Raw genomic sequence first — 12,491 nt, 5'->3', positions numbered from 1 at the left:
CATCGCCGATAGGTTGAGCCCTGACCCTCGAACCCAGCCGCCGATGGGAGGCCCGATGACGTTGCCGGCGCAGTTGGCCGACCGGCTGCGGATTCCCGTCGTCGCGGCGCCCATGTTCCTGGTCTCCGGACCCGAGCTCGTCGTCGAGTGCTGCCGGGCAGGTGTGCTGGGCACGTTCCCGGCGCTGAACCGCCGGACCACGGGGGCCTTCAGCTCCTGGCTCGAAGAGATCCGGGAGTCGCTCAGGCCAGCGGACGCTCCGTTCGGGGTGAACCTCATCGTGCATCCCACCAACACCCGCCTCGAGGCGGACCTCGCCGTCGTCGTCGAGCACCGCGTGCCGGTGGTGATCACGTCCCTGGGCGCGGTCCCGGAGGTGGTCGAGGCCGTGCACGGCTACGGGGGGCTCGTGTTCCACGACGTCACCACGCTCAGGCATGCGCGCAAGGCGGCCGGGGCCGGGGTCGATGGGCTGGTGCTGGTGGCGGCCGGGGCCGGCGGGCACGCCGGGGCGCTCAACCCGTTCGCTTTCGTCGCCTCCGTGCGGCCGTGGTTCGACGGGGCCCTGCTGCTCGCAGGGGGCCTCACCAGCGGCGACGATGTGGCGGCAGCCATAGCGATGGGGGCAGACCTCGCCTATCTCGGCACCCGCTTCCTCGCCACGCAGGAGTCGCTGGCGGGCGACGCCTACCGGGCGATGGTGATGGCCGCGGGCGCCGCGGACGTGGTGTACACGCCCGCCGTCAGCGGGATTCCTGCCAACTTCCTGGCGGGCAGCCTGTCCGCCGCCGGGATAGATCCTGCCGGGCCACCCGCCGAACACGAGGACGTCAAGGCGTGGCGCGACGTGTGGTCCGCCGGGCACGGCGTGGCCGGGATCACGGACGTCCCCACCGTCGCAGAGCTCGTTGACCGTCTCGAGACCGACTACCGCGCCGCCTGCCGGCGCCTGCAAGGAGACCATCCATGAGCACCGTCCTGCTGACCCGCGAAGACGGCGTCGCCACGCTCACCCTCAACCGGCCCGACAAGCTCAACGCCTTCACCCTCGAGATGGGCCGCGAGTTCGTGGCCGCGCTCGGGGAGGCCGACCGCGACGACACCGTCCGCGCCATCATCGTCACCGGCTCAGGTCGCGCCTTCTGTGCAGGCATGGAGCTCAGCGACGGCGACAACGTGTTCGGCTTCGACCCACGGATGGACCTCAGTCCAGCCGAGCTGCGCGACCACTGGACCGAGCCGGAGGTCGCCGACGGCGCCCGCGAGCCCGGCGGGAAGCTCACGCTGGCCATCCTCGAGTGCCGCAAGCCCGTGATCGCCGCCATCAACGGTGCAGGCGTGGGCATCGGCTCGACGATGACGTTGCCGATGGATGCGCGCCTGGCCTCGACGGACGCGCGGATGGGGTTCGTGTTTGCCCGCCTCGGCATCACACCGGAGGCCTGCTCGACGTGGTTCCTGCCGCGCATCGTGGGGCAGTCCAAGGCCCTCGACCTGCTCTACAGCGGCGACATCATCCAGGCCTCCCGAGCGCTCGAGATCGGGCTGGTGGACGCCGTCCACGAGCCCGGGGATCTGCTGGAGGCGGCCCACGCCGTCGCGGATCGGATGACGAGGGGGCGCTCCGCGCACGCTGTCGCGCTGACCAGGCAGCTGGTGTTCCGCCACCTCGCCGGGGCGAGCGTGCTGGACGCGCACCTGGCGGAGTCCCTGGCCCTCAGGCACTCGGCCCACGGCGATGGCCGCGAGGGTGGGCTGGCGTTCCTCGGCAAGCGGGAGCCGCGCTTCGCTCAGCCAGCCCCCGAGGGCTTCGGCCACGTCTTCCCGCCCGCTGGCTGAGGCGCCTCACGCCTCGTCATGGCGGTCCGCCTCGTCGAGCTCACGCTCGATGCGCGAGATCAGCTCGGCGGTCATCGGGGGCAGCGGACCGGTGTCCTGCAGCCCGGACAGCGCCGCGGGGGCCAGCAGCTCGTCGAGCACCTCCGCGCTGATCAGGCCCTCCCGCAGCACCAGGTCGCGGACTGAGCTGCCGCTGCCGAGGGCCTCCTTCGCCAGCCGCGTGGCGCGCGCGTAGCCCAACACCGGCATCAGCGCCGTGACCACACCCACCGACTGGCCCACCTGCGCCCTGGTGCGCTCGGCGTTGGCGGTGATGCCGTCGATGCAGTTGATCCGCAGCGTCCGCGCGGCGCGCCGCAGCCACGTCGAGTTCTGCAGCAGTACGTGCGCCATCACCGGCTCGAACGCGTTGAGCTGCAACTGGCCCGCCTCGGAGGCCATGGCGATCGTGACGTCGGAGCCGGCGATGACGAACGCCACCTGGTTGACGGCCTCCGGGATGACAGGGTTGACCTTGCCGGGCATGATCGAGCTGCCGGCCTGCACCGGGGGCAGCACGATCTCGCCGAGCCCTGCCTGGGGGCCGGAGCTGAGCAGCCGGAGGTCGTTGCAGATCTTCGAGAGTTTCATCGCCGTGCGCTTCATCACCGATGAGGTGGACATGAACACGCCGGTGTCGCTGGTGGCCTCGATGAGGTCGTCTGCCAGGACGAGCTCCGGGAAACCGCTGATCTCGCGCAGATGCCGGATCACCGCCGGCCCGTAGCCGGGCGGGGCGGTGATGCCCGTGCCGATGGCCGTGGCGCCGAGGTTGAGCTCCATCAGCAGCGGCCGGACGTCCTCCATGCGGTCGATGTCCTCACCCAGCGTGGTGGAGAAGCCGCGGAACTCCTGGCCCAGCGTCATGGGCACGGCGTCCTGAAGCTGGGTGCGGCCCACCTTGAGCACCTCCCGGAACTCGCGGCCCTTCGTCGCAAAGGAATGTCTGAGGAGGCGCAGCTCGTCGGCGAGCTTGGTGAGCGCCATGATGAGGCTGAGTTTGACTGCGGTGGGGTAGGTGTCGTTGGTGGACTGGGACCTGTTGACGTGGTCGTTGGGCGAGAGGAACCCGTAGTCGCCGAAGGGGCGGCCGGCGAGTTCGAGCGCCCTGTTGGCGATCACCTCGTTGACGTTCATGTTGGTGGAGGTCCCTGCCCCGCCCTGGATCACGCCGACGACGAACTGTTCGTGCAGCCGGCCGTCGATGAGGTCCTGGGCCGCACGGTCGATGAGCTCCGCGCGCTCGTCCTCGAGCACGCCGATCTCGCGGTTGGCGCGGGCCGCGGCCTGCTTCACCTGGGCGTAGGCGACAATAAGATCCGGGTAGACGCTGATCTCGCGGCGGCTGATCCTGAAGTTGTGCACTGCCCGGGCCGTGTTGATCCCCCAGTAGGCGTCGTCGGGGATCTCCATCTCTCCCAGTGAATCCCGCTCGATCCGCACCTCGATGTCCGTTCTGTCGGCTGAGGTTCACGCTACCGGCGCGGTTAGATAGGGGCATGGGTTTCGAGTTGATCGCCTGGGTTGCACTCCGCGATCCCGCCGGCCGCGTGCTCCTGGCACGGCGCGACGGGACGGACCGCGGCGACGGGCTGTGGAACCTTCCGGGCGGCCACGTGAACGACGGCGAGCCGATCGCCGTCGCGGCGGCACGCGAGGCCTCCGAGGAGGTGGGGGCGCTGATTGATCGGCTGGCGCTGCGTCACGTCGGCGTGCAGCGGTTCGACCTCCCGTACCCCAGCGGGCGGGCGCGGGGGTTCAACTTCTTCTTCGAGTCACACGTCTGGCTGGGCGAGCTGGCTCCGGGTGAACTGACCTCCGAGCTGGGCTGGTTCCCCCTCGATGACCTGCCGTCCGACATCCTGCCGTGGCTGCCCGCGGCGCTCGCTGCGCACCTGGTGGAGGGTCGGTTCTGGGTGGAGTCGGTGGGCTAGACGCGGCCCACGGAGGCCGCGGCCTCGAGCGCCATCCACGCCTGGAGCTGGGTGGCCAGCTCGACGGTGTGGGCGACCGGGCCCGTGCCATCAGGCGCGGTGTCGGCGGGGAAGAGCGTCACCGCTGTCCCCCGCCATCCACGAGTGTCGCGGCCCTGCCACAGCGCGTCTGCGAAGCCGTTGACAAGGCCGGATGCCTTCCTCCTGCTCTCCGCGGGGAGGCGGGTGTCGCCTGCCGCGAGCGCCAGGTAGCGCGTGAGGATGCCGGTGAACAGGCCACCGTCGCCGTCGCCGTGGGTTCTCAGGATCCGCGACCCGGGGTGGGTCAGATGTGTGGCCACGGCCTCGATGTGACTGGCCGCCTCGTCGAGCCTGCCCAGTTCGAGCATCGTGCCGAGCACGGGGCCCTGGTTGTAGGTGAACACGTGGGGCACCATCGCCGGACCGTCGGGCGTCAGGCGCAGGCCGTCCTGGAAGAGCCCGGTCCGGGGATCGGCGAGGTTGGCCCGGAGCCAGTCGTGGAGACGGGAGGCCTCGAGGATGTTGCCGGTGCGTGCCAGGTGCAGGGCGATGGGGCCGGTGGCGGCCGTGTTCTTGAAGTCGCGGTCCAGGCTCCAGAACGCGCCGCCACCGAGGTCGTCGGTAAGCGCCTCGCGCAGCGCGCGATCCAACGACGGGGTGCGTCGGCCGGCCCGGTGAGCCGCGAGCGCGAGCCACGCCATGTCGTCGTAGAACCGGTTGGGGAGGCGTCCCCAGTTCCGCAGCCGGATCCCGCGGAGGTGGCGCCCGATCAGGCGACCGGGCACCGTGGCGGAGCCGCGGGCGTGCGCATCAACCATGCAGTCGAGGAGGTGTGCCTGCCACCAGTAGTGCCAGGGTCGCGGCGGGGGGCCGGGGCGCGCGGTGACCGCCAGGTGGGTGCCTGGCAGGCCGAACAGACGCCGGCCGAAGAGAGCCAGGACCGAGCGCGCCGCCTCGTCGGCCCGTTCGCCCGTCACGCCAGGCGCTGGAGGAACAGGGTCTCGGCGAGCGCGGCCCTGGCGAGGTCGCCGAGGTCCAGCGACTCGTCGATGCCGTGCATCCGCGACGTCGGGTCCGTGACCGCCGTGACGAGGACGAGCGCGCCGGGGTTGCGGCCCGCGAACTCCGCCACGATGGGAATCGAGCCCCCGACCCCGATCTCCACCGGGGCAACCCTGAACGCCTCGGTGAACGCGTCGACGGCGGCGCGGGCGCGGTCGTCGACGAGGGAGATGACGCTGCCCGTCCCGTTCTGGCCTGCGGCGACCGTCACCTGGGCGCCCCACGGGGCATTGGTCAGGAGGTGGTGGCGGAGGGCGGCCTCGGCGGCGTCGGCGGCCTGGCCGGGGGCGAGGCGGACGCTGACCTTGGCGCGGGCGGTGGGGATGAGCGTGTTGGAGGCGTCCTTGACGGGCGTGGCATCGATGGCCAGCACGGAGGCGGCGGGCCTGGTCCACATCCTGGCGGAAGCGGGGCCGTCGCCGATCCACCGCACGCCCTCGAGGATCCCGGTCTCGTCACGGAGGCGGTCCTCGTCGTAGTCGACGGCGGGATCCGGGTTGCTGGTCAGGCCGGCGATGGCCACGTTGCCGCGATCGTCGTGCAGGGTGGCCAGCAGGCGGCAGAGCGCGGTGAGGGCGTCGGGCACCACGCCGCCGAACTGGCCCGAGTGCAGGCCGGTGGTCAGTGTGGAGACCGTGACCTCGGCGTCCACCATTCCACGCAGGGTGGTGGTGAAGGAGGGCTCGCCGACCTTCCAGTTGACCGAGTCCGCGATGACGAAGATGTCCGCGGCGAGGTCATCGCCGTAGGTGTCGAGGATCTCGCCCATCGAGGGCGACCCGATCTCCTCCTCGCCCTCAATGAAGACCTTCACCCCCACCGGCGGCTTACCCTCGAACGCCCGGAGCGCGGCAAGGTGGACCGCGATGCCGCCCTTGTCGTCGGCGGATCCGCGGGCGTAGAGCCGGCCGTCGCGTTCGACGGGCGCGAAGGGCGCCGAGGTCCAGGCCGTCTCGTCGCCGGCGGGCTGCACGTCGTAGTGGGCGTAGAGCAGCACCGTCGGGGCGCCGGCGGGGGCCGGGTAGTGGCCGAAGACGGCGGGCTTGCCGGCCGGGACATGGAGCATCCGGACGTCTGGGCAGCCGGCCTCGCGCAGGAGGTCGGCCACGGCGTCGGCCGCGGACAGGACGTTGTCGTCATGCTCAGGCATCGACGAGATCGAGGGAATCATGATGAGTCGCTTGAGGTCGGTGAGGACGGAGGGCAGGACGTCTGTGACACGATCGTTGAGGCTCATGGCTCCACCCTACCGAGGGGGTTGCGCGGCTGATGTTCCTCCAGAACCGCCCTCGGGGCCCTGAGGGTCCCGAGTTCCGGTCTGGAGGAACATCAGCCGCAGGCCAGCATCGAGAGAGCCTCACGGACCTGGCCTGCCATCTCGTCGATGCTCTCAGCCGTGAAGTGGAGGACCGTCCACCCCGCCAGGGTGAGGAGGACGTCTCGCCGGCGGTCACTGACGAAGGACTCGTGCCCCTTGTGGAACTGCCAGCCGTCCAATTCCACGGCTAGCCGGAGGCGGGGGAAGGCCACGTCGATGTAGAACTTCTCCCTCTTGATCACCACCTCGACATTGGTCCGCCACCCCGTGATCCGCGCTGACCGCAGTCGCACGTGGGCATCTCGTTCAAGTTCGGACCAGGGTTCGTCACGCGATTCACGCACCAGATGGGCCCGGCCGATGTTTCCTGCCCGGGCAGGCATCGCGTCAAGCGCGTTGGAGAGGGACTCTGCTGTCACCACGCCACGCCGCAACGCCTCATCGATGACGGCGCCGCCCAAGGAATCCGTGAGTTCCAGGACGCTGTGCTCGGGGATGCTGATGAACGCGCCATCAATCCACTTGCGCAGATCGCTGGGGACCTTGCGCGCCTCGAAACTGAAGCCCTTGACGGGTCGGCGCTTCGTCGTGGCGACCTGAACGGAATCCACCTCAAGCTCCGGCCACCAGGTGAGCCGCGCCGCGGTGTGGCGGACGAAGGTGAGGTTCGGCTCCACCGCGGCGATGGCGGCTGTTCTCACCTTGAAGGTCGCGGCGTGTTCCGCTGACGCGAAGACTCCCGGGATGACGCGCGCCAGCTCTCCGTTTCTGTGGGCACGATCGATGGCGTCTTCAAGGGCGCTATGGCGGGAACGTACGATGATGGCCTCGTGCTTGAGGATCTCCTGGAGTGCGTCTCTCATGCACTCTTGATCGGAACCCTCAGCAGGAGTTTCCCGGACGACATTGAGGGTGTGCACAACTGGGTGCGCGGTCTGTGTTCCTCCAGTCCGCATCTCGACCCCCCGCAGAGGCCGGAGTGCGATCTGGAGGAACACAGACCGCACCGGTCCTCTGATCGGGACTAGTGTTGACGCATGGTGCGCCGCGACCTCGCAGACCTGATCAGGGAAGGCCGCATCGAGTCCGTCCCGCCGGAGCCGGCCCAGGTGGCCATCCTGCGGGAGCAGGCCGTCCGGCACCTGGCCAGTTCCCGGACGATCAGCGAGACGGATCCGGCGGGCGCGTTCTCGCTCGCCTACGACGCCATCCGCAAGGAACTCACCGCCCTGCTGCTGGACCACGGCTTCCGGGCCAGAAGCGCGGGAAGCCACACGGCCACAGGCCAGGCTGCGGCCATCCTGCTGCCCAAGTTCGACGCCGACGGCTTCGAGTGGTTGCGGACGGTGCGGATCGCCACCGAGTACGGCACCGACAACCGCGGTACGGCGACACCCGCAGACCTTGAGCGGGCCTGGAGGTTCGCCGACGGGCTGGCTCAGCTCCTTGCGGCTACGCCATCGCGGCTGGGATCGGCGCCATCCACACGGATTCCGCCTCGCCCAGATCCACGGTGAATTGCCCCACGAATTCCATCTCCGGCTCACCGGTGACCTCACCCAACCGCGACACCACCACCCCGCGCTCCGCACACAGCGCCTCGAACTCCGCGACACTCGAGCCCGGCAGCGACACCACCGCCCGGGCGGCAGATTCGGAGAACAGCGCGACGGTGGGGTCACCCTCGGGCAGCGTCACCGCGAAGCCGAGCCCGTTGCGGAAGGCCGATTCGGCCAGCGCGACGCCGAGGCCGCCCTCGCTTACGTCGTGCGCGGAGGACAACAACCCGCGCCTGGCCGACTCCCCCATCACCTCCGCCAACGCCTTCTCGGCCGCGAGCACCACGGCCGGCGGCAGCCCGCCCAGGTGTCCGTCATGGAGGGCCGACGCCCAGATGGAGCCCGACAGCTCCTCCCGCGTCTCGCCCAGCAGCAGGATCGAATCCCCCGGATGGGTGAAGCCGGATCGGATCCTCGTGGCCACGTCGTCGATCACGCCAAGCACGCCGACGGTGGGCGTCGGCAGGATCGGCGCGGTGGCGGTCTGGTTGTACAACGACACGTTGCCGCCGGTCACGGGCACCCCGAGCTCACGGCAGCCGTCGACCAGGCCCAACACGGCCTCGGCGAACTGCCACATCACCTCCGGGTCCTCGGGTGAGCCGAAGTTGAGGCAGTCGGTGATGGCCACCGGCTCGGCGCCGGTGACGGCCACGTTGCGGTAGGACTCGGCCAGCGACAGCTGCGCGCCCAGGTACGGGTTGAGGTAGGAGAAGCGCGAGTTGGCGTCCAGCGCGAGCGCGATGCCGAGCCCGGTCTCCTCGTCGATCCGCAGCATGCCGGAGTCCTCCGGCTGCGCGAGGACGGAGTTGCCGCGGACGTAGCGGTCGTACTGCTCGGTGACCCAGGTCTTGTCCGCGATGTTGCCGTGACCCAGGACCGTGATCAGCGCGGCCTTCAGCGCCTCGGGCGAGTTGTCTCGGGGCAGGTCCTCGGCGCGGTTGGCGTTGACCTCATCGAGCCACTCGGGGCGGTGGTAGGGCCGGTTGTAGACGGGGCCCTCGTGCGCGACCGTCTTGGGGTCCACGTCGACGATGGTCTCGCCGTGCCACTGGATGATCAGGCGGTCGCCCTCGATGACCTCGCCGACGATGGTGGCCTGGACGTCCCACTTGGCGCAGATCTCCATGAAACGCTCGACGTTGGCGGGCTCGACCACCGCCATCATGCGCTCCTGGGACTCGCTCATGAGGATCTCCTCCGGCGCGAGGTTCGGGTCGCGGAGGGGGACGAGGTCCAGGTTGACGAACATGCCGCCGTCGCCGGCCGAGGCGAGCTCGGAGGTGGCGCAGGAGATGCCGGCCGCGCCGAAGTCCTGGATGCCGTTGATGATGTCGGCCTGGAAGAGCTCCAGGGTGCACTCGATGAGGAGCTTCTCCATGAACGGGTCGCCCACCTGGACGCTGGGCCGCTTGGCGGGACCGTCCTCGTCGAATGTCTCCGAGGCGAGGATGGAGGCGCCGCCGATGCCGTCGCCGCCGGTGGCCGCGCCGAACAGAATCACCTGGTTGCCGACGCCGGTGGCCTTGGCGAAGTGCAGGTCCTCGTGACGGAGCACGCCGACGCACAGCGCGTTGACGAGCGGGTTGCCGAGGTAGCTCTCGTGGAACTGCACCTCGCCGCCGATGTTGGGCAGCCCGAGGCAGTTGCCGTATCCGCCGACGCCGGCGACCACACCGGGAAGGACCCGGCGGGTGTCGGCCTCGTCGAGCGGACCGAACCGCAGCGAGTCCATCACGGCGATGGGGCGGGCGCCCATGGCGAGGATGTCGCGGACGATGCCGCCCACCCCGGTGGCCGCGCCCTGGTAGGGCTCGACGAACGACGGGTGGTTGTGAGACTCGGCCTTGAACGTGACCGCGTAGCCCTGACCGATGTCCACGACGCCGGCGTTGTCACCGATGCCCGCGAGCAGCGGGCCGCGGGGGGTCTCCTGGCTGAGCTCGCCGAACCTGCGCAGGTGCACCTTGGAGGACTTGTAGGAGCAGTGCTCGGACCACATCACCGAGTACATGGCCAGCTCGGCGGACGTGGGCCGACGGCCCAGGATCTCGCGGATCTGCGCGTATTCGTCGTCCTTCACGCCGAGCGCGGCGTAGGGCTGCTCGACGTCGGGGGTCTGGGCTGCGTGCTCAACGGTGTCTGCCACGGGGTCAATCTACCGCCGCGACGCGCGGCGCGGGGACCGCTCGGGCGTTGGCGGACCGCACATGGGCCGCGACCTCAGCCTCGTAGACCTCCTCCCGGACCAGCCGCCGCAGCGCATCCGGGGCGTCCGGGTGCTCGCGCAGCCAGCGATGGCCCGCCTCGACGCCGTCGACGGGGAATCCGCCCTGCACCAGCCGCATCGCGATCTCGATCGGGTGGTCGCGCCACACCTCGGTCAGGTGCTCGAAGTATCGCCCCGCGAACCTCGCGCGCAGCGCGTCCTGCCCGGGTGCGCCGAAACCGTCCATGAGGGCGTCGACTGCGTCGTTGGTCTCCCCGTCGACGGTGTGGGCGCGCCGCCAGGCCGCCTCTTTCACGGCCGGGTCCGGCCGCGACATCGTCGCCTTCAGATGGGCCATCTGCCCGGTGGCCGTGTCGTCGGCGGCCAGCGCTGCCGCCAGCTCCGCGTCCGAGGCGCTCCCCTGCGCGGCCAGTGACTGCCATCCCAGCCACGCCACGTCGACGGACACCTCAAGGCCGGGCATCCCGCCGTCGAGCACCCAGCGGACGTCCTGGGGTGCCAGCGCGGCGGCCCTCAGGTAGGCCTTCGTCCACAACAGCTGCTCGGCGGAACCCGGGACCGCCGCCAGCGCCGCCCCGCGACACCCGTCGCGCCACAACCCTGCCGCGACGCCGTCGGCCGCGTACCGGTCCACCGCTGTGAGGGCCCTCCCCTGCAGCGAGGCCAGCACCCCGGACTGCGGCTCCTTGGCGCGCAGCACCGAGTCGACGAAGTCCGCGGGAGCCAGCAGGCCCGCCCGCACATCACCCCACAGCGCCGTCCACACCACCGCGCGCGCCAGCGGCTCCAGGTCCGCCACGTGCGCCAGCAGCACGTCACGACTCCGGGCGTCCAGCTCGACGCGGGCGAACGTCTGGTCCGTGTGGTTGATCAGCACGGCGTCGGGCACGGGCAGCCCGTCGGCCTCGGGGATGCGCACCTCCGCGGCCTCGATCCGCACGTCGAAGGCGTGTTCCAGCCGCAGGCGATCCCCGTGCAGCCGGTAGAGGCCGACGGTGGTGGCGTGGCGGCGCTCGGCCTTCGGGTCGCCGGCCCCGTAGAAGTCGCGCCGCACCCGCAGCCCGGTCAGGTAGCCGCCGTGAACGTCCCAGTGCGCGCTCAACCGGTCGTGGCCGGCCGACTCTAGCCAGGCCTCAACCCAGCCGCGCAGGTCGCGGTCGGTCTCAGCGTCGAGGGCGGCGATGAAGTCCGGCAGCGTCGCGGAGTCGAAGGCGTGGGCGCGGAAGTATCGACGGCACCCCGCCAGGAACGCCTCGATCCCCACGTAGTGCACGAGCTGGGTCAGAGCGGAGGCGCCCTTGGAGTAGGTGATCCGGTCGAAGTTCGTCTTGGCCGCTTCGAGGTCGGGGATGTCGGCGACGACCGGGTGCGTGGTCGGCATCGAATCGGCCAGGTAGCCGCCCACCTTCCGCGACGTGGCGAAGTTCACCCAGCCGTCGGCGAAACCGCACGCCTCGACGGAGATGTGGGTGCCCATGAACTCGGCGAAGCTCTCCTTCAACCACAGGTCGCCCCACCAGCGGGGGGTGACCAGATCGCCGAACCACATGTGGCTCATCTCGTGCACCAGGGTGTTGGCGCGGCCCTGCAGCTGCGCGGGTGTCGCGGACGAGCGGAAGAGGTACTGCTCGGTGAAGGTGACCAGGCCGGGGTTCTCCATGGCCCCGAGGTTGTATTCGGGCACGAAGATCTGGTCGTACTTCCTGCCCCAGGGATAGTCGCCGAAGTTGGCGGTCAGCCAGTCCAGGCCCGCCCTGGTCAGCCGGAACAGCTCCTCCGAATCCAGGTACCGGGCCAGGCTCTGCCGGCACATGAGCCCCAGCTCTATGCCCTGCCACGTGTCGACGACGCGGTGGTAGGGCCCGGCGGCCAGGCATGTGATGTAGGTCGACAGGGTGTGGGTAGGCGCGAACTCGACCCGCACCACGCCGTCGGTCACAGTCTCCCGGCGGGCCTCCGGCTGGTTGGAGCCCAGCCACCAGCCCTCCTGACCCGTCAGAGAGAACGAGAAGGGCGCCCGGATGTCGGGCTGGTCGAGGTTGGGGAACACTCGCCGCGCATCGGCCGGCTCGTACTGGGTGTAGAGGTAGGTCTGGCCGTCGGCCGGGTCGACGAAGCGGTGCAGCCCCTCACCCGTGCGCGAGTACCGGCCGCGCGCGTGCACGGTGACCGTGCAGCGGCGACGGGGTAGGCCGGCGAGCCGGATCCGGGCACCGTCGTACTCCACGGGCCGCTCCACCCCGTCGATCAGGAGTGTGTCGACCTCGCCGATGAAGTCCAGCCAGGTCTCGCGGGATCGGCTCGTGAGCGTGATCGACGACGTGACCGGGAAGGTGTGCACGGAGGGGTCCGCGGCGTCGCGGACGTCGACGTCGACGCGGTAGTCATGGACGCGCACATGGCGCGCGCGGTTGGCGGTCTCGGCCTGGGTGAGGTTCGCGGACGGCATGGGCCCCATCCAAGCACGAGACCCGCCCCCGCGAGGAAGG

General features: G+C 70.4%; 10 protein-coding genes. 4 read left to right on the top strand and 6 right to left on the bottom strand.

Annotated features, from left to right (window positions below):
- The first annotated feature begins 55 nt into the window (after window positions 1-55).
- Together H5399_RS06670 and H5399_RS06665 are read left to right on the top strand one after the other, a co-directional pair.
- Entirely contained in the window at window positions 56-970 is a 915-nt protein-coding gene (locus tag H5399_RS06670) for a nitronate monooxygenase family protein (RefSeq protein ID WP_182782244.1), read from the top strand.
- On the top strand, window positions 967-1,839 hold the full coding sequence (locus tag H5399_RS06665; RefSeq protein ID WP_182782243.1) for an enoyl-CoA hydratase-related protein: 873 nt from the start codon (window positions 967-969) through the stop codon (window positions 1,837-1,839). Before H5399_RS06670 ends, H5399_RS06665 begins: the two co-directional genes overlap by 4 nt.
- Window positions 1,840-1,845: 6 nt before the next feature.
- On the opposite strand, the gene H5399_RS06660 is transcribed toward H5399_RS06665, so the two are convergent.
- Window positions 1,846-3,321, bottom strand: a complete 1,476-nt coding sequence (locus tag H5399_RS06660) for an aspartate ammonia-lyase (protein WP_370585699.1) — start codon at window positions 3,319-3,321, stop codon at window positions 1,846-1,848.
- A gap of 56 nt (window positions 3,322-3,377) precedes the next feature.
- On the opposite strand from H5399_RS06660, the gene H5399_RS06655 reads away from it, so the two are divergent.
- Window positions 3,378-3,812 carry an NUDIX domain-containing protein gene (locus H5399_RS06655; protein ID WP_182782241.1) on the top strand — a complete coding sequence of 145 codons (435 nt, stop codon included), beginning with the start codon at window positions 3,378-3,380 and terminating at the stop codon, window positions 3,810-3,812.
- On the opposite strand, the gene H5399_RS06650 is transcribed toward H5399_RS06655, so the two are convergent.
- The 3 genes from H5399_RS06650 to H5399_RS06640 all read right to left on the bottom strand — a co-directional run bounded on the left by H5399_RS06650 (window position 3,809) and on the right by H5399_RS06640 (window position 7,076).
- The gene (locus tag H5399_RS06650) at window positions 3,809-4,810 is read right to left on the bottom strand and encodes a glycoside hydrolase family 76 protein (protein WP_182782240.1); all 1,002 of its coding nucleotides are present in this window, start codon (window positions 4,808-4,810) and stop codon (window positions 3,809-3,811) included. The genes H5399_RS06655 and H5399_RS06650 overlap by 4 nt on opposite strands.
- Window positions 4,807-6,132 (bottom strand): dipeptidase, encoded by a 1,326-nt coding sequence (locus H5399_RS06645; RefSeq protein ID WP_182782239.1) that lies wholly within the window; start codon window positions 6,130-6,132, stop codon window positions 4,807-4,809. The genes H5399_RS06650 and H5399_RS06645 overlap by 4 nt, the downstream gene beginning before the upstream one ends.
- A 92-nt stretch (window positions 6,133-6,224) precedes the next feature.
- Entirely contained in the window at window positions 6,225-7,076 is an 852-nt protein-coding gene (locus H5399_RS06640; protein WP_182782238.1) for a DUF559 domain-containing protein, read from the bottom strand.
- 174 nt (window positions 7,077-7,250) lie between these two features.
- On the opposite strand from H5399_RS06640, the gene H5399_RS06635 reads away from it, so the two are divergent.
- The gene (locus tag H5399_RS06635; RefSeq protein ID WP_182782237.1) at window positions 7,251-7,730 is read left to right on the top strand and encodes a hypothetical protein; all 480 of its coding nucleotides are present in this window, start codon (window positions 7,251-7,253) and stop codon (window positions 7,728-7,730) included.
- Here H5399_RS06635 and purL read toward each other — a convergent pair.
- Together purL and pepN are read right to left on the bottom strand one after the other, a co-directional pair.
- Window positions 7,666-9,921, bottom strand: coding sequence for a phosphoribosylformylglycinamidine synthase subunit PurL (purL, locus tag H5399_RS06630; RefSeq protein WP_182782236.1), 2,256 nt, complete (start codon window positions 9,919-9,921; stop codon window positions 7,666-7,668). The two genes, H5399_RS06635 and purL, sit on opposite strands and share 65 nt — an antisense overlap.
- A 4-nt stretch (window positions 9,922-9,925) precedes the next feature.
- On the bottom strand, window positions 9,926-12,451 hold the full coding sequence (gene pepN / locus H5399_RS06625; protein ID WP_182782235.1) for an aminopeptidase N: 2,526 nt from the start codon (window positions 12,449-12,451) through the stop codon (window positions 9,926-9,928).
- Window positions 12,452-12,491 lie beyond the last annotated feature (40 nt).

It is taken from the genome of Tessaracoccus sp. MC1627 (genome assembly GCF_014164725.1).
In the GTDB taxonomy this organism is placed as follows: domain Bacteria; phylum Actinomycetota; class Actinomycetes; order Propionibacteriales; family Propionibacteriaceae; genus Arachnia.
This window is presented reverse-complemented; position numbering and strand designations above follow the sequence as displayed.